The 17,012-nt window shown below is 65.9% G+C and carries 13 protein-coding genes; 5 read left to right on the top strand and 8 right to left on the bottom strand.

Features of this window, described 5'->3' with window-relative positions; all coding sequences use genetic code 11:
• Nucleotides 1-176 precede the first annotated feature (176 nt).
• A complete protein-coding gene (locus QM701_RS09645; RefSeq protein ID WP_415166848.1) occupies nt 177-2,015 on the top strand; it encodes a phosphoenolpyruvate carboxykinase (GTP) in 1,839 nt (612 codons plus the stop codon).
• A gap of 57 nt (nt 2,016-2,072) precedes the next feature.
• Here the strand turns inward: QM701_RS09645 and QM701_RS09650 are convergent, their stop codons facing one another.
• Nucleotides 2,073-3,818 carry an ATP-binding protein gene (locus QM701_RS09650; RefSeq protein ID WP_415166849.1) on the bottom strand — a complete coding sequence of 582 codons (1,746 nt, stop codon included), beginning with the start codon at nt 3,816-3,818 and terminating at the stop codon, nt 2,073-2,075.
• A 177-nt stretch (nt 3,819-3,995) separates the two neighbouring features.
• Between QM701_RS09650 and QM701_RS09655 the strand changes: the two genes are divergently transcribed.
• Entirely contained in the window at nt 3,996-4,634 is a 639-nt protein-coding gene (locus QM701_RS09655) for a prepilin-type N-terminal cleavage/methylation domain-containing protein (protein WP_415166850.1), read from the top strand.
• A gap of 76 nt (nt 4,635-4,710) precedes the next feature.
• On the opposite strand, the gene QM701_RS09660 is transcribed toward QM701_RS09655, so the two are convergent.
• Nucleotides 4,711-6,891 (bottom strand): UvrD-helicase domain-containing protein, encoded by a 2,181-nt coding sequence (locus QM701_RS09660; RefSeq protein ID WP_415166851.1) that lies wholly within the window; start codon nt 6,889-6,891, stop codon nt 4,711-4,713.
• Between the two features lie 193 nt (nt 6,892-7,084).
• Between QM701_RS09660 and fbaA the strand changes: the two genes are divergently transcribed.
• A complete protein-coding gene (gene fbaA / locus QM701_RS09665; protein ID WP_415166852.1) occupies nt 7,085-8,158 on the top strand; it encodes a class II fructose-bisphosphate aldolase in 1,074 nt (357 codons plus the stop codon).
• 35 nt (nt 8,159-8,193) lie between these two features.
• Here fbaA and QM701_RS09670 read toward each other — a convergent pair whose 3' ends face one another.
• Entirely contained in the window at nt 8,194-8,559 is a 366-nt protein-coding gene (locus QM701_RS09670) for a hypothetical protein (RefSeq protein ID WP_415166853.1), read from the bottom strand.
• A 109-nt stretch (nt 8,560-8,668) separates the two neighbouring features.
• On the opposite strand from QM701_RS09670, the gene QM701_RS09675 reads away from it, so the two are divergent.
• A complete protein-coding gene (locus QM701_RS09675; protein ID WP_415169377.1) occupies nt 8,669-9,832 on the top strand; it encodes a UbiH/UbiF family hydroxylase in 1,164 nt (387 codons plus the stop codon).
• 32 nt (nt 9,833-9,864) lie between these two features.
• Nucleotides 9,865-10,581 (top strand): DsbC family protein, encoded by a 717-nt coding sequence (locus QM701_RS09680; RefSeq protein WP_415166854.1) that lies wholly within the window; start codon nt 9,865-9,867, stop codon nt 10,579-10,581.
• A gap of 45 nt (nt 10,582-10,626) precedes the next feature.
• Here the strand turns inward: QM701_RS09680 and QM701_RS09685 are convergent, their stop codons facing one another.
• The 5 genes from QM701_RS09685 to QM701_RS09705 form a co-directional block, all read right to left on the bottom strand.
• Nucleotides 10,627-12,063 (bottom strand): phospholipase D-like domain-containing protein, encoded by a 1,437-nt coding sequence (locus tag QM701_RS09685; RefSeq protein ID WP_415166855.1) that lies wholly within the window; start codon nt 12,061-12,063, stop codon nt 10,627-10,629.
• Between the two features lie 251 nt (nt 12,064-12,314).
• On the bottom strand, nt 12,315-13,775 hold the full coding sequence (locus tag QM701_RS09690; RefSeq protein ID WP_415166856.1) for a CsgG/HfaB family protein: 1,461 nt from the start codon (nt 13,773-13,775) through the stop codon (nt 12,315-12,317).
• A gap of 78 nt (nt 13,776-13,853) precedes the next feature.
• On the bottom strand, nt 13,854-14,486 hold the full coding sequence (locus QM701_RS09695) for a hypothetical protein (protein WP_415166857.1): 633 nt from the start codon (nt 14,484-14,486) through the stop codon (nt 13,854-13,856).
• A gap of 79 nt (nt 14,487-14,565) precedes the next feature.
• Entirely contained in the window at nt 14,566-15,684 is a 1,119-nt protein-coding gene (locus QM701_RS09700; RefSeq protein WP_415166858.1) for a hypothetical protein, read from the bottom strand.
• Nucleotides 15,681-16,673, bottom strand: coding sequence for a hypothetical protein (locus QM701_RS09705; RefSeq protein WP_415166859.1), 993 nt, complete (start codon nt 16,671-16,673; stop codon nt 15,681-15,683). Before QM701_RS09705 ends, QM701_RS09700 begins: the two co-directional genes overlap by 4 nt.
• Nucleotides 16,674-17,012: the final 339 nt, after the last annotated feature.

The raw sequence follows: 17,012 nt of genomic DNA on the forward strand, positions 1-17,012 counted from the left end.
TAGCCAATCCTGATGTTGCAAAAATTTCGGGCTGATGCGGAAACTGGCGGAGTGGACGGCTTTCGGTCATCCTCCGTCTTTCCGAAACGGGGAGCCGGTTCCGTTCGTTCAGTCCCCGCGCGTCGCACGACGGGCACACCGTTTTTTCAACCGTCCTACTAAGTGAGTGTATTGCCATGACACAAACCGTATCAATCAATGCTCCTGACTACGTCAAGCACGAAGGCCTGAAGAAGTGGGTTGCCGAGATCGCCGCGCTGACGACGCCCGAGCGCGTCGTGTGGTGCGACGGTTCGCAGGAAGAATACGACCGCCTGTGCCAGGAGCTGGTCGACGCCGGCACCTTCATCAAGCTGAAGAAGCGCAAGAACTCGTTCCTCGCCTTCTCCGACCCGTCGGACGTCGCGCGCGTCGAGGACCGCACCTACATCTGCTCCGAGAAGAAGGAAGACGCCGGTCCGACCAACAACTGGGAAGATCCGAAGAAGATGCGCGAGATCCTCGGCGGCCTGTTCAAGGGCTGCATGAAGGGCCGCACGATGTACGTGATCCCCTTCTCGATGGGCCCGATCGGCTCCCCGATCGCCCAGATCGGCGTCGAGATCAGCGACTCGGCCTACGTGGCGGTCAACATGCGCATCATGACGCGCATGGGCAAGGCGGTGTTCCCGGTGCTCGGCACCGACGGCACCTTCGTGCCGTGCGTGCATTCGATCGGCGCGCCGAAGGAGCCCGGCCAGAAGGACCCGAAGTGGCCGTGCAACCCGACGACCAAGTACATCGTGCACTATCCGGAAACCCGCGAGATCTGGTCCTACGGCTCCGGCTACGGCGGCAACGCGCTGCTCGGCAAGAAGTGCCTGGCGCTGCGCATCGCCTCGAACATGGCCCGCGACGACGGCTGGATGGCCGAGCACATGCTGATCCTCGGCGTCGAATCGCCGAAGGGTGAGAAGCACTACGTCGCCGCCGCCTTCCCGTCGGCCTGCGGCAAGACCAACTTCGCCATGCTGATCCCGCCGAAGACCCTCGAAGGCTGGAAGATCACCACCATCGGCGACGACATCGCCTGGATCAAGCCGCGCAAGGACAAGGACGGCGTCACCCGCCTGTACGCCATCAACCCGGAAGCCGGCTTCTTCGGCGTGGCGCCGGGCACCAACGACAAGACCAACCGCAACGCCATGGCCTCGCTGGCCGAGAACACCATCTTCACCAACGTCGCGCTGACCGACGACGGCGACGTGTGGTGGGAAGGCATGGGCCCGGCTCCTGCCCACGCCATCGACTGGCAGGGCAATGACTGGACCCCGGAAATCGGCAAGGAGAAGGGCGTCAAGGCCGCGCATCCGAACTCGCGCTTCACCGCGCCGGCTTCGCAATGCCCGTGCATCGACAAGGATTGGGAAAACGCCGACGGCGTGCCCATCTCGGCCTTCCTGTTCGGCGGCCGCCGCGCCTCGACCGTGCCGCTGGTCTGCCAGACCGCCGACTGGGAACACGGCGTCTACTCCGCCGCCACCCTCGGCTCGGAAACGACCGCCGCCGCCTTCGGCGCGCAAGGCGTCGTCCGCCGCGACCCGTTCGCCATGCTGCCCTTCTGCGGCTACCACATGGCCGACTACTACAGCCACTGGCTGAAGATGGGCTCCGCGCCGAGCAAGGCGGTGCCGATCTTCCTGGTCAACTGGTTCCGCACCAACGAGAAGGGCGAGTTCGCCTGGCCGGGCTTCGGCGACAACGCGCGCGTACTCAAGTGGATCATCGAGCGTTGCGAAGGCCGCGTTGCGGGCCGTGAATCCGTGCTGGGCGTCATGCCGAAGTACGAAGAAATCGACTGGAGCGGCCTGGAATTCTCGCCGGAACAGTTCGAAGCCGTCACCAAGCTCGACAAGCAGACCTGGCTCGCCGAACTCGAAGGCGTCAAGGAGTGGTTCGCCAAGATGGGCGACAAGCTGCCCGCCAAGCTCGCCGCCATCCGCGACGAACTGGAAACCAAGTTCAAGGCCGCCTGAATGCTGCCATAGCCACACGAAGCCGCCTCCGGGCGGCTTTTTTTTGGGTCGAGAAATTCAGGAAGCCGCGCGCTTCGCCAGTTCGAAGCAGACGCGGCCGTCGGCATTGTCGGCGAGGCGCAGCGCATACCCCTGCGCATCGGCCTGGCACGCCGCATTCAGCAGCCCGATGCCGAAGCCGCTCTCCGACGCGACCGGCGCCTGGAACAGCCGGGCGGCCAACGCCTCATCGAGCGCGCTGCCGTCGTCGCTGACGCGCAGCACGCCCGCGTCCCGCGCGAGCGACACCTCGATCCGCAGCCCGCTTTCGTTCTGCAGCTTGATCAGCGCGTTGTGCAGCAGGTTGTCCGCCACGCTGTCGAACAGCCCGGCGGGAAGGCGCGCTGCAGGGTCGAACGCCGCCGGCGCGTAGCGAATCCGCGCGTGGGAAAAGCGCTGCCGCAAGGCCTCCCACCAGTCGGCCGCGGGCATCTCGTCGTCGTGCGCGGCGGGATTCCCCGCGTCCGGCGACTGCGGCTGCAGCTTGGCCAGCGTCTGGTGCAGCCGGCGGCCGATCTGCGGCAGCTGGCGGCGGACCAGATGCTGCAATCTCGCCGCGTCCTCCTCGCCCGACATCTCCATCAGGTAGCACAGGCTGTCGAGCGACTGGAGCAGATTCTTGACCTCGTGCGTCACCCGCGCCCCGGTCTCGTGCACCGCGCGCAGATAGCTCATCCGCTGCAGGGCCCTGGCGCGCCACTTGGCCAGGTAATACTCGCAGGCCACCCGGGTCAGCAGATGCAGGTGCCAGACCAGCACCGGGCTCAACGCATGGCGCGCGTAGATCGTCAGCATCAGCGGCCGGTGCGGGAATTCCCGCGCATGCGCCGACGGCTTGCCGAAGGAACCTGTGCCGGCGTCCGCGCCCGGCGCCGGCGACCATGCCCCGCCGACCACCCAGGGCAGGTCGAGCAGCAGGCGCTCGCCGACTTCCTTCAGGAAACGGTCCGGATCGTCCTCGCGCTCGGCGCACTCCACCAGCTGCCGCAGCCAGGTGTCGAAAGGCAGGCCGATGGTCAGCAGGTACTGCGAAAGGAAGGCCCCGACGCCGCTGAAGCCCGGCCGGGGATTCCACGCCCAGGCCACCACCAGCAGCAGCACGGCCATCGAGATCACGGTGCGGAACAGCGCCTCGAAATACAGGTGCCTGGCGAGCAGCATGAAGGCCAGGCAGCCGAGCACCAGCACGGAAATCAGCAGAAAGATGAAAACGCCGTAGTAGAAATCGAAGATGCCCTGCCGCAGCTGCTCCGGTTCCTGCGGCCGGGGCAGCAGGGCCATGCCCAGGAACAGCAGGGGTGCGCCCCAGGCGAACGGCGCCTCCAGCGACAGGCCCACCAGCGCGGGCTCGGGAACGACCTTCGGCACCAGCCAGACGAGCACGGCGGCGATCAGGTAGGCGAACGCCAGCAGATAGAAAATCCGCGTCGGGCGATGGCTGACCAGCATCACCCGCCCGCCCAGCAGCGCGGCCAGGACGGCCACCCAGACGATCAGCAGCCACCAGCCGAACAGCCACGCGCCGATCGCCAGGGCCGCCACGATGAGCAGCAGGTTGCCGTAGTCGAGCCGGCGTTCGGTGCGGATGAACGGCTGCCAGAGGATGAAAAGCCCGACGTCGACGAACCAGCAGGTCAGCCCGACCGGCGATTGCCCGCCCGCCATCAGGGTCAGATGCAGCACGACGAGCATCCCCAGCAGCAGCCAGCGCTGGCGTTCACGCAGGAAATTGCCGAACCGCTCCAACGAAGCGAATGCGCTCACCCCAGCCTCCCCAAACTGTCCGGAAACTGACACTCGGACCAAAACCAGACGGATTTCCGACACTCCCGTCGAGATTCGGTCATATTCTTTTACAATCCCGGAAAAAAACCGCTATTTTTTTGGCACGGCAAATGCTTGGCGTCTTTGCCACAATTCACGTCACGGACGCAAAACAACATGAAAAACATGAAGAAAATGCAATCCGGCTTCACGCTGGTCGAGATCGCCATTGTACTCGTCATTATCGGCCTGCTGCTGGGAGGGGTGTTGAAGGGTCAGGAACTGATCGCCCAAGCAAAAATCAAGAATGTGGCGAATGACCTAAACGGGCTTACCGCCTCGATTTATTCTTATCAGGATCGGTACAAGCGCTTTCCCGGCGATGATCCGGGTGCAACCCGCTGGGCTTTGATTACTGCAGCAGGAGACGGCGACAATGTCGTGGAAGGAAATTACAACTCCACTACAAATACGGACGAAAGCCGTCTGTTCTGGGCAGAGCTACGACTCGCCGGCTTCGTAGCAGGTGCCACGGATAGCCTTGCCAATGCAGCGACGCAACCGGTCAATGCGGCGGGCGGCATCATGGGAGTACAGCACGGAGGACTTGGCTTATCCGGGCTCGTGATCTGTTCAGGCAGTCTGCCTACAAAGATCGCCCAATCCATTGATAGTCAGTTTGATGATGGTAATTCAAAGACAGGAAGTGTCCGCGCGATGCTTGAAACAACGCCGCCGACACAAGTAGGAGCAACGCCGGCGGACAAATACGACGATAACGGCACCAATCTTTATGTTTTATGCAAGAACGTATGATTTCAGATTCATTCTTTCTCTGTAAAAAAGCCCACAATAGTGGGCTTTTTTACAGAGGTGCCAAATCAAACGATGACTAAACTGCCGTCAGCTTCGCATACTCCAGCGCCAGCCACTTCATCCCGTGCGCGCCGAAGTTGACCTGCACGCGCGCGTCGTTGCCGCGGCCTTCGGCGGCGACGATGACGCCGAGGCCGAACTTGGCGTGCTGGACGTTCTGGCCGATGCGGAAGCCGCCGACGGTTGCCGCTTCGCCGCTCCGTGACGCGGCGGCGCCTCCGCTGAACGGCGCCGCCGCCGCGTAGGCCGGCCGGGCGCCGACCGGCCGCAGCAGTTCGGCGGGCAATTCCTCGAGGAACAGCGACGGCACGCAGTAGCGCGTCTGGCCGTGCAACATGCGCGTCTGCGCGTGGGTGAGATAGAGGCGCTTCCTGGCGCGCGTCACCGCCACGTACATCAGCCGCCGCTCCTCTTCCAGCCCGTCGCGCTCGTTCGCCGCGTTCTCGTGCGGGAACAGGCCCTGCTCCAGGCCGGTGATGAACACCGCGTCGAACTCCAGGCCCTTGGCGGCGTGCACGGTCATCAGCTGCACCGCGTCCTGGCCCTCGCCAGCCTGGTGTTCGCCGGCTTCGAGCGAGGCGTGCGCGAGGAAGGAGGCGAGCGGGTCGGCCTCGGCCGGATTGGCCAGCGTGCCGTCCTCGTCGCGCAGGAAGCTGGCGGCCGCGTTGATCAGTTCGTCGAGGTTTTCCAGCCGTTCGCGCCCTTCCTTCTCGCCCAGGTAATGCTGGCGCAGGCCGCTCTTTTCGATCAGGTGGTCGATGATTTCCGGCAGCGGCAGGCCCGCCGTCTCGCCGCGCAGCGCCTCGATCAGGCGGATGAAGTTGCCGACCGCCGCGCCGGCCTTGCCGGACAGGCTCGCGGCCGCGTTGTACAGGCTGGAGTTGGCGCGGTGCGCCGCTTCCTGCAGGGCTTCGAGGCTGCGGCTGCCGATGCCGCGCGTCGGGAAGTTGACCACGCGGGAGAAGGCCGTGTCGTCGTCGGGGTTGGCGATCAGGCGCAGGTAGGCGAGCGCGTGCTTGACTTCCTGCCGGTCGAAGAAGCGCAGGCCGCCGTACACGCGGTACGGCACGCCGGCGGTGAACAACTGGTGTTCGAGCACGCGCGACTGGGCGTTGGAGCGGTAGAGCAGCGCCAGCTGCTGGCGCGGCACGCCGTCGCGGATCAGTTCGCGCGCCTCGTCGACGATGAAGCGCGCCTCGTCGAGGTCCGAGAAGCCTTCGAAGACGCGGATCGGTTCGCCGGCCCCGGCCTCGGTCCACAGGTTCTTGCCGAGCCGGCCGCGATTGTTCTTGATCAGCGCGTTGGCCGCGTCGAGGATGTTGCCGTGCGAACGGTAGTTCTGTTCGAGGCGGATAACGTTGGCAACCTTGAATTCGCGCTCCAGGTCGCGCATGTTGCCGACCTCGGCGCCGCGGAAGGCGTAGATGCTCTGGTCGTCGTCACCGACGGCGAACAGGCAGGCGCCGTGCGCAGGGGGCGTACCGCCATCGTGGCCGGCGAGCAGCTTGAGCCAGGCGTATTGCAGGCGGTTGGTGTCCTGGAATTCGTCGACGAGGATATGCCGGAAGCGTTCCTGGTAATGCCGGCGCAGCGGTTCGTTGCGGCACAGCAGTTCGTGGGTGCGCAGCAGCAGCTCGGCGAAGTCGGCGACGCCCTCGCGCTGGCATTGCGCGTCGTATTCGGCGTACAGCTCGACGCGGCGGCGCGTGTAATCGTCGTACACCTCGGCCTGCGCCGCGCGGATGCCCTGCTCCTTGTGCGCGTTGATGAAGCCGGCCAGTTCGCGCGGCGGGAATTTTTCCTCGTCGACGTTGAGGTTCTTCAGCAGGCGCTTGATCGCCGACAGCTGGTCGGCCGAATCGAGGATCTGGAAGGTCAACGGCAGGCCGGCCTCGCGGTGATGCGCGCGCAGCAGGCGGTTGCACAGCCCGTGGAAGGTGCCGATCCACATGCCGCGGGTATTGATCGGCAGCATCGCCGACAGGCGCGCCAGCATTTCCTTGGCCGCCTTGTTGGTGAAGGTCACGGCCAGGATGCCGTGCGGACCGACCTGCCCCGTCGAGATCAGCCAGGCGATGCGGGTGGTCAGCACCCGCGTCTTGCCGCTGCCGGCGCCGGCGAGGATCAGCGCGTGCTGCGGCGGCAGGGTGACGGCGGCGAGCTGTTCGGGGTTGAGCGAGGCGAGAAGGTCGGACATGGGCGGCGGCGCGGAAAGGCAAACGGGGATTATAAGCGCCGGCCAACCGCCCGACGCGGACGCATGGAATGGCCGGGCGCCGCGCCGCAAAACCCCTTCGTTACAAATGTCTTATCCGAATCACAAATTGACCGTGCCGCGCCTTCGGAAGTACGATTACGGGCTCGATCAACAGACATTGGAAGTGGAAGCCATGAATGCCTCCCAGGTGAAGCCGGGCGTTATCGCCGGTGATGATTTGCAAGCCCTTTTCGCGTTCGCCAAGGCCAACAAATTCGCGCTGCCGGCCGTCAACGTGATCAATACCAGCACGGTCAACGCCGTCATGGAAACCGCCGCCGAGATCAAGTCGCCGGCGATCATCCAGTTTTCCAACGGCGGCGCCCAGTTCTACGCCGGCAAGGCGCTGAACAACGACGGCCAGCGCGCGTGCATCGCCGGCGCCGTCTCGGGCGCGCAGCACGTCCACGCCCTGGCCGGGATGTACGGGGCCAGCGTCGTCCTGCACACCGACCACGCCGCCAAGAAGCTGCTGCCCTGGATCGACGGCCTGCTCGACGCCGGCGAGGCGTACTACAAGGCGCACGGCAAGCCGCTGTTCAGCTCGCACATGCTGGACCTGTCGGAAGAGCCGCTGGCCGAGAACATCGAGATCTGCCAGCGCTACCTCGAACGCATGAGCAGGATCGGCATGACCCTGGAGATCGAACTCGGCGTCACCGGCGGCGAGGAGGACGGCGTGGACAACAGCGGCGTGGACAGCTCCCGGCTGTACACCCAGCCGGAGGACGTGGCCTACGCCTACGAGGAGCTCTCGCGGATCAGCCCGCGCTTCACCATCGCCGCCTCGTTCGGCAACGTGCATGGCGTCTACAAGCCGGGCAACGTCAAGCTGCAGCCGATCATCCTGAAGAATTCGCAGGAATACGTGCAGAAGAAGTTCGGCACCGGCGCGCAGCCGATCGATTTCGTCTTCCACGGCGGCTCGGGCTCGACGCTGGAGGAAATCCGCGAGGCGATCTCCTACGGCGTGATCAAGATGAACATCGACACCGACACGCAATGGGCCTTCTGGGACGGCGTGCGCGGCTTCTACCAGAAGAACGAGGGTTATCTGCAGGGCCAGATCGGCAACCCGGAAGGCGAGGACAAGCCGAACAAGAAGTTCTACGATCCGCGCGCCTGGCTGCGCAAGGGCGAGGAATCGTTCAAGGCGCGCCTGAAGCAGGCGTTTACCGACCTGAACAACGTCGGCACGCTCGGCTGATCCGCTTCGCTCCCGCGCTCAACGACGCCGGTTCCTCAGGAACCGGCGTTTTCGTTGGCGCGTCCGGCCGGCAACGCGCCGACCGTGCCCCGGCGCCCGCGCTTGAGCAGCTTTTCCAGGCGCCGCCCGGCTTCGCGCGGCGTCGCGCAGAACTGCCCGGCGAAGACGTTGCAGGCGGCCCAGCGCCCGCCGGGAAGGAGAATCGCCGCCACCTGCCGGCCGCCGTCGACCCGCGCCAGCACGCAGCGCGCGCCGCCGTCCGCCCAGGCGGCGGCCACCAGGTCCAGCGCCTCGTCCTGCGGGACGTGCAGGCCGATCAGCGCATCGATCGGCGAATCGTATTCGGCGCAGATCGCGGCGGGGAAATAGACGTGGCGGCAGGCGCCCGGGCACTCTTCCATGAGCGCAGGTTCTAACACTCCGCCGCGTTCTTGTAAAACGTCCGCCCGGCGAGGCACAATCGCCGTTTCCCCGAGCCACTGCTGGAGCCCATCCACGATGCCGTCCGACCTGCAATACGACCTGGTGATCGTCGGCGGCGGCCTCGCCGGTCTTTCGCTGGCCTGCGCCCTGCGCGAGACGCGCCTGAAGATCGCCCTGGTGGAACCACTGCCCGCGCCCGCGCGCCCGGAGGGCTGGGACGTGCGCGTCTATGCCGTCACCCCGGCCAACGCCGGATTCCTGCAACGCATCGGCATCTGGAAACATCTCGACGGCACGCGCATCGCCCCGATCCACGCCATGCGGGTATTCGGCGACGCCGGCGCGCGGCTCGATTTTTCGGCCTACGAATCCGGCCTGGAGGAACTCGGCTGGATCGTCGAATCGTCGCTGATGGCGTGCGAACTGTGGGAGAACGCCAAGCGCCAGGGCAATGTGACCGTGTTCCGCGGCGTTGCGCCGGCCGCGCTGGAGGTGCGGCCCGAAGCCGTCGCGCTCGGTCTGGCAGATGGGCGGACGCTGGGCGCGAAGCTCGTCGTCGGCGCGGACGGGCGGGATTCCTGGGTGCGTGGGGCGGCCGGGCTGGCGGCCGAGGACCGGCCCTACAGCGAAATGGGCGTGGTCGCCAATTTCGCCTGCGCCAAGGCGCATCGCCACATCGCCCGCCAGTGGTTCCGCCACGACGGCGTCCTGGCCTGGCTGCCGCTGCCGGGCGAGCGCATTTCGATGGTCTGGTCCACGCCGGACGAACATGCCCGCACGCTGCTGTCGCTGCCCGAGGCGGCCCTGTGTTCGCGCGTGAGCGCGGCCGGCAACGACGAGTTGGGGCCGCTGGCGCTGCTCACGCCGCCCGCCGCCTTCCCGCTGCGCCTGCTGCGCGTGCCGCAAACGATCGCGCCGCGCCTGGCGCTGATCGGCGACGCCGCCCACGGCATCCATCCGCTGTCCGGGCACGGCATCAACCTCGGCTTCCAGGACGCCCGCGCGCTCGCCGGACTGCTGGCGGCGGCGCCCGAATGGCAGGACCTCGGCGGCGAGCGCCTGCTCGCGCGCTACCGGCGCGCGCGCAAGGAGGAGACCGTGCTGATGCAGACGGCCACGCACATGCTGCATGAGCTGTTTCATGAGACACTACCCGGCCTGGGTGCCCTGCGTAACGCGGGACTGTCCCTGACCAATCGGCTCCCCTGGATCAAGGACCTGTGCGTTCGCTACGCCGTCGGCGCCTTGTAATTCCGGTTTTTCCTATTTCTTGGAGATGGACCATGTTGAAGACCCTTTTTTCGCTTGCCCTGGCACTCGTTTTCGGTCATTCGGCGCTGGCCGACGAGGCCGGCGTGAAAAAGGCGATCGAAGCCAAGCTCGGCGGCAGCAAAGTCACCAGCGTCACGAAGACCGGCTATCTCGGCCTGTATGAAATCTATGCCGACGGCCAGATCTTCTATACCGACGAGAAGGTCACCGCGATCCTCGCCGGCTCGCTGATCGACGGCAAGACCATGAAGAACGTCACCGCCGAACGCATGCAGAAGCTGTCGGCGATCAATTTCTCCGAATTGCCCCTCGAACTCGCCATCAAGCAGGTACGCGGCGACGGCAAGCGCGTGTTCGCCACCTTCGAGGACCCCAACTGCGGCTACTGCAAGCGCCTGGCCAAGGACATGGTCAAGCTGGACAACGTGACCATCTACACCTTCCTCATGCCGATCCTGTCGCCCGATTCGCTGGAGAAATCCAACCGCATCTGGTGTTCGTCCGACCGCGCCAAGGCGTGGGTCAACTGGATGGTCGACGGCAAGGTGCCCGCCGGCAAGGGCGACTGCGACACGTCCGCCGTGCGCAAGACGGTCGAACTCGGCCAGAAGATGGCGATTTCCGGGACGCCCACCCTGTTCTTCAAGGACGGCACGCGCGTGCCGGGCGCCGTGCCGCTGGCGCAGATCGAGAAGAAGCTCGACGACCCGAACACCTCCATCCAGTAAGCGTCCGGCCGGGCGGCGGCAGCGGGCAAAGGCCCGTCGCCCCGGCTACAGTTGGAAGGCCAGCCAGAGCAGCAGGCCTTCCGCCACTTCCCGCATCAGGCCCGGACGGCGGTAGAGATAGGGCCGGCATTCCTTGCGCCGCGCCTCGACCCAGCGCGCGAAAGCCGCGACGGCCGGCTGATCGTAGAACGCGATCATCATCTCGTAGTTGAGAAAGAGGCTGCGGCCGTCGAGGTTGGCCGAGCCCGCCAGCGCCAGCTCGTCGTCGACCAGCACCGCCTTGGCATGCACCATGCGCGGATGCAGCCAGACGCGCGCGCCGGCGACGACCATGTCGCGCAGGGCGCGGTGGCGCGCGAAATCGGCCAGCCGGTGGTTCGATTTTTCGGGCATCACCAGGTCGACCTCGATGCCGCGCCGGGCGGCCAGCGTCAGCGCGGTCAACAGCGACGACTCGGGCACGAAATACGGCGTCACCGCGAGGATGCGCTGGCGCGAGGTGAAGCAGGCCGAGACCAGCAGGGTGAAGATGGTGTCGTCCGGCCGGTCCGGGCCGCTGTCGACCAGCTGCGCCAGGGCCGGCGTCGCGCCGGGCGCGCCCCGCACGGCGGCGTCGGCGCAGGGCGGCGCTTCCTTTTCGATGGCGAAGGCCCAGTCCCGCTCGAACTGCCCGCGCGCCTGCGCCACCAGTTCGCCGGCAAGATCGAAGGTCAGGTCGATCCACGGCGTGCGCCGCAGGAACGGCCGGGGATCGCCCTCGAAATATTCGGCCGCGAGGTTCCGGCCGCCGCACCACAGGATTTTCCCGTCGGCGATGACCATCTTGCGGTGATTCCGCAGATTGGTCCGCCCGCGTTTGGGCGAGCGGAACGGCGGCACGAAACGGACGACCTCGATGCCCGCGTCCGTCAGCGGCTTCATGTCGAGATAGCCGCCCAGGTAGATGCCGATGCCGTCGATCAGCAGGCGCACGCGCACGCCGGCGCGCGCGCGCCGTTCCAGCAGCTGCAGGATTTCGTCGCCGAGCACGTCCCGGCCGATGAGGAAGGTGGACACGTCGAGGCTGTCTGCGGCGCCGGCGATGATGCGGCGCAGCGCCTCCAGCGCCTGCGCGCCGTCCGCATGGATGTTCAGCGCATCGTAGGACACCGGATCGGGCAGCCCCATCGCCGCGCCTAGCTGCAGCGAACGGAGCATCGTCGGATAGGCGGCGGCGGCCGAGACGGCGACCGGGCGCGGCTCCGCCGGCATGCGGGAGGCCACCACCTTGCGGCTGCCGAAGGCGAGGTAGAGCGGCAAGGCGACATAGGGCACCAGCAGGATGCCGAGCACCCAGGCGATCGCCGCCGACGGATGGCGGCGCTGGTTCAGCGTCTGCGAGGCCCCGACATAGACGGCCAGGCCCACCATCACCAGCAGGAGATCGAGCAGCTCCCAGTTCTCGCCGATAAAATCCGTCGCCAGTTCGATGACCCCCTCCATGGACAAGCCTCTCGCACCGGGCATCGCTGGACATCGCCGTTCCCGCTACCCGGCTTCGGGAACACGCTCGAACGACTTGCCGCTCCCCGCGGCCACGGCTGACGAACGGCCGCCGGACAGTCGTTGCATTCTTTTTTAAAGCAAGCGAGATGCTACGTTAAAAATGCCGAAAACCAAGTTGACCAGGATGAAAACGCAGCGGTGAGAGTATAAGGCCGGCCGGGCCGCCGGTGCGGCGGCCCGCGTGGACGTTACCAGTCGTCCTGGCCGGCGCTCTTTGCGGAGGGCGCTTTCGGGTTGGATACGGGGCCCTGGCTGCGCGGCGCCTTTTCTCGGCGGGCGCCTGGCGCGGCGTCATTTTTCTCCGGGGCGCCGTTTGCCGCTTTCCGCTCCGCCGGCAACGGCTCGCGCAGCTGCAGCGAACCCGCCGCGACCTCGTCCAGCGCGATGACGACGTTTTCCAGCGTCGCATAGGACAGGGTCGGCGTCACGCGATCCACCACGAGGTCGCAGCACGGCGATTCCATCCGGCCCAGCGATTGCCCGGTCTGCGGGTCCTTGATTTCCTTGCCCAGCAGGTAGACGCGATACCGCGATTTTTCCCTGAGCACCGTGCCGCCCTGGCTGAGCACGACCTGCTTGCCCGTGCGCTCGACGATGGAGATCGGAAAGCTGCGCAGCAGGATCGCTTCCGTCGCCTTCCTGACCAGATCGCTTTCCATCGCCGCCGCGGTCTGGTTGGCATCCACGCCGCGATCCAGCGTGGTCGGCCCCTTGGCCTCGGCATTGCCTTGCAGCGTCGAGGCCTGCTGGATCTGCCGCGTGGCGACGTTGACCAGCCGCTGCGACAGCGACCAGCCGCCGGCATAGCTCACCAGTTGGCGATCCGAGGTCTGCAGCTGGCGCACGTTCCGGTGGTAGGCGAAGCTGTTGATTTCGCCGATCCAGATCAGATCGGCCGACAAGGCCTGCCCCAGTTTGGCGATGTGGGTGTTGGCCGTATCGCCCGCCGAAATCATGTCGAGCTCGCCCTGGATCTCATCGGTGAACTGGCGGTCGAGCACGGTGAAGCGCCCGGTCTGGGTCAACGCGTCGACGATCTGCCGCCGGATGCCATCCAGCACCTCCCGCGCCGGCACGTTCCGCCCGCCGACGTCGAACGTCTGCTGCTTCGCGCGCAGCGGCGCGACGACGATCCTGATCTTGCCGTCGTCGGCGGGCGCCTGGAACTTGGCGATCCTGGCTTCGATGTCGACGACGTATTGGGCGCTCTCCCTGGTCGGCGCCTGGATGTTCAGGACCTTGAAGGACGACACGATGCCCTGCGAGCGGGCGACGATTCGGTCGGCATACGCCTGGCCGCGTAGCGTCGCCTCCGCCCTGGCGGAATCGTGTCCCTGGCTCGACTGGACATCGACGGTGGCGACTGCTTCGGCCACCACGTTGAGATTGGCGCTCGCCGCCTGGACGCTGACGCCGTTGACCTGCATCACCGCGTTCTTGAGCGCCTCATTGACCGCGGCGCCCGGCGTCATGCCCACGCCCTTGGCCGTTACCGCCTCCTGCCTGATGCCGCCGACGTCAAGGAGCGGCGCTGCCTTGTCCGCCGGCGCGGCGGCGGGAGCTTGCGGCGGTTTTTCGGGCGCGGGAGCCGGCTTGTCGCAGGCGCCCAAGGCGCAGGCGATCAGCACGCAGAGAAATGTCTTTTTCATGATGATGGATTCCGGATGAAAGAAGGGGCCCGGACGATCGGCGCCGGACCCCGTTCGCAGCCCTGCGGCGGGCGAAATCTAGATGGCGGCCGTGGCGTCGGCGGCTTCCTTGGGCACGGGGATGTTGTTGGCCTTGGCGAAGTCCATCGAGCTCTTGAGCGTGCTGGCCAGGTTCCTGATCGAATCGGGCAGCGTCTTGACCACGTAAAGGGCCGAGGTGGTCGAGCCGCCGATGGCCGACGGACCCGGCTTGAATCCGGAAGCTTCCTTGCTCATCGCGGCATACTGGACGATGCCGCGGCCCAGATCGGCCATGCCCGCGGCGAACATTTCCTTGCTCTTGGCGTCCATCTCGACCTTGCCGCCGGCCAGCCGGGCCTCGAGCGCCTTGCTGCTTTCGGTCTGCGACTTGACCGACTCTTCGAGCGCGTCCTTGGTCGCGCCTTCGGTCAGGTTCTTCGCCTGCAGTTCGGCGCGGTCGGCTTCGTCCTTCAGGCCCACGGCGCGCAGCATCTTGATGTCGGCGTTGTTGACGTGCTTCGAACCGGCCACGTAGCGGCTGACGATGCCCTCGGGCGTCACCGATGAGCCCGGAGACGCGGAAGCCATGCCCGGAATGGTCTTGGGCAGGTTGCCGAACTGGGCCGAAACCACCCCGGAAAGCGCGCAAAGGGAAGCGCCGAGAAGCACTGCTGCGAGTCTGTTTTTCATCGATTCCATCCTGTCGTCGTTGTGATTGCAATAAGTGTTCGGAAAAACTCCACGGGCCGGGCAGACGGCTCGCCGCTACTCAGTGGATACCGGCGGCGTTCATGCGGCTCACCACCTCGCGGGCGGCGGCCAGCGAGGCGTCCTTCAACGCCTTGCCCGCGGCCGCCGCATTGTCCGGGCTGACGCCGAAATACTGGACGGCGGGCACGGAGGCGACTTCGCGCGGGAAATTGGCGGACACGTCCAGCACGCGGCCGGTCACCGTGACCGCCACCCGCTGCATCCCCGTGGCGTCGTCCCGCATGGGGATGCCCACGTCGAGCGTGGCCAGCACGAGCAGCGGAATCTGGTTCTTGCGCATGGACGCGACCACGGCGCGCAGGGTTGACGGCGCCAAGTCGTTGCCCGCCGAGAAGTCGTCGTTCACCGCCTTCATGTCGCCGTCCTGCAGGACGAATTCGGGCTCGGCGACCTGGAAGCCGCCCTGGGAGAACACGCTGGTGATCGACGTCTTGGCGTTGTTCATCGGCAGCAGGCGGTAGGAGACCTGATCGGCCTTGCGGGTGGTACTGCCGCCGGTTTCGATCTGCTTGGCGTATTTCTCCTTGGTGGAGGCGCTGTCCTGGCGCGAGGCCGAGGTGTCGACCCGGTTGCCGCGGATGCGTTCGTCCTCGGAGCCCTTGGTGGACTCAGAGCTCTCCGCCGAGGCTTCCCGGGTCAGCTCGGCGCGCTTCACGACGCGGGCGTCATACGTACGCACGCTGGCGGCCTCCCGCCCGACGAAGACGTACACCAGCGGCGAGTTCTGCGCCGCCGGCCCGGCCTTGGCCGTCGGGCTGCTGCGGCGGATCGTCGAGCGCAGCTTGGCGACGTTGAGTTCGACGCGGACGGATACGGAGTACTTCTTCATGCCCTCCTGCACCTGCTCGTTGATGACCGTGCTCGACAGGATGAACTTGTCGAGATTCGCCTCGATCGCCGGCTGGATGGCCTCGAAATTCTCGGACTCGGCTTCGCCGTTTTCGGCGAAGTAGCGCTCGACCGCGGCCACCTGCGCGGCCTTGAACGCCTTGTCCTTGTCCTCGGCCGACAGGCTCCAGCCGTAGGAGACGGTGCCGACGCCCTTGGAGGCGACGACCTGCGCGTGGCACTGGAACGACAGCGCCAGCGCCGCTAGGCATAGCCATAGTCTCTTCATTTGCAGCTCCTTATGATTTTCTGTGCAGCTTCCAGCTGCGAAGTGATGTCCTTGGCCGACGCCGCGGTGCCGATCCACCTGCGGTCCGGCGCGCCGTGCTCGGCAAAGAACGCGGAAAGCTTCAGGTACAGGCCGTTGATGGCGTCCTTGTAGCCGGGGAAATCGTCGCTGGCGACCTGCGAAACGGGCACCACCACCGACTCCCCGTTCTTGAGATCGGAATTGATGAAGTCCGTCCCCAGGCTGGGCTCGTAGAAGCGGAGATTGGAGTAGACGCCGTACACGTAGGAGATGCCGACGTTGTTCTCTTCGAGCTTCTTCTTGACGAAGCCGTTGATCTTTAGGTCGAACAGGTAGTCGCCCTCGCCGATCTTGAGCTTGAAGTCGTCGCCGTTCTCCAGGCGCATCATCATGACGCCGTCGACGGCGCCCACGCCGTTCGGCAGCAGCGGCGCGCCGGTTTTCGCGGAGAGGATCGAGGCGAAGGCATCGGCGACCATCGCATTCGCCATCGCCGGGGTCTGGCGGAACGGCTCCGGCATCATTTCCAGTGCCTTGGGCGCCACCTCGGCGCGCTTGACCTGCAGCGTCTTCGTCCCGTCCCTGGGCAGCTCGGCCGAGGCCAGGCGGCGGGCGAACAGGCTGAGCATGCTCTGGCTGCCCTCGCCGACGAGCAGGTCTTCGACGAACTGCCCGATCCGCGCCGGAGACGGCGCATTCGGGGTCGCGTCGAACAGGACGGTGCTCAACGGATAAGTGCGGACGACGGTCTGTGCCTTGTAGTCGAAGATGAGCAGGTTGCCGCGCAGGTTCACGAAGGTCTTGTGGTAACTGCCGTAGTTCTCGCTGGAAACGATCTCGTCGGTGAGGACCAGGACGACCATCAGGGCCTGGTCGCCCTGCTTGAGGTTGACCAGCGTGCCGGCCGGCGTCAGCTCGAAGCCGGCCGGCCTGACGCCACCGGAACGCTGCAGCACCTTGGCCGACAACGAATTCTTTTCGGCCTGATGACGCTCGAAAATCCTGTAGCTGTGGGGGAAGCGCTGGGGAGCCGTCTTGAAATCGCCCGCGAAAGCGAAACCGGCAAGCGTTGCCTCGGCCGCATGGCAGGAAAATGAAAAAAACATCAGCAGCGGGACAATGAAGCGTCCCAAAACATGACGAAGGGTAAGCATGGAGGCGGCGGCTCGAATTTCGCAAAGCCCCGGATTATAGACGAATGACTTCGTACTATGCAATCCGACAATGCATTACGGATTCAAGGCGTATCGTATAGGCATAGCCTGGCGCGGGCTCCGACGCGGGCGCCAAACCGTCGCCAAGCCTCA

The sequence above is a fragment of the Propionivibrio sp. genome (genome assembly GCF_047602565.1).
Taxonomy (GTDB): Bacteria; Pseudomonadota; Gammaproteobacteria; order Burkholderiales; family Rhodocyclaceae; genus Propionivibrio.

Excerpts from the sequence above, each read along its gene's own strand:
- QM701_RS09685 (WP_415166855.1), bottom strand. The coding sequence starts at position 12,063 with ATGGAGGGGGTCATCGAACTGGCGACGGATTTTATCGGCGAGAACTGG.
- QM701_RS09670 (WP_415166853.1), bottom strand. The coding sequence starts at position 8,559 with ATGGAAGAGTGCCCGGGCGCCTGCCGCCACGTCTATTTCCCCGCCGCG.
- fbaA (WP_415166852.1), top strand. The coding sequence starts at position 7,085 with ATGAATGCCTCCCAGGTGAAGCCGGGCGTTATCGCCGGTGATGATTTG.
- QM701_RS09700 (WP_415166858.1), bottom strand. The coding sequence starts at position 15,684 with ATGAAGAGACTATGGCTATGCCTAGCGGCGCTGGCGCTGTCGTTCCAG.
- QM701_RS09660 (WP_415166851.1), bottom strand. The coding sequence starts at position 6,891 with ATGTCCGACCTTCTCGCCTCGCTCAACCCCGAACAGCTCGCCGCCGTC.
- QM701_RS09690 (WP_415166856.1), bottom strand. The coding sequence starts at position 13,775 with ATGAAAAAGACATTTCTCTGCGTGCTGATCGCCTGCGCCTTGGGCGCC.
- QM701_RS09695 (WP_415166857.1), bottom strand. The coding sequence starts at position 14,486 with ATGAAAAACAGACTCGCAGCAGTGCTTCTCGGCGCTTCCCTTTGCGCG.
- QM701_RS09645 (WP_415166848.1), top strand. The coding sequence starts at position 177 with ATGACACAAACCGTATCAATCAATGCTCCTGACTACGTCAAGCACGAA.
- QM701_RS09680 (WP_415166854.1), top strand. The coding sequence starts at position 9,865 with ATGTTGAAGACCCTTTTTTCGCTTGCCCTGGCACTCGTTTTCGGTCAT.
- QM701_RS09655 (WP_415166850.1), top strand. The coding sequence starts at position 3,996 with ATGAAAAACATGAAGAAAATGCAATCCGGCTTCACGCTGGTCGAGATC.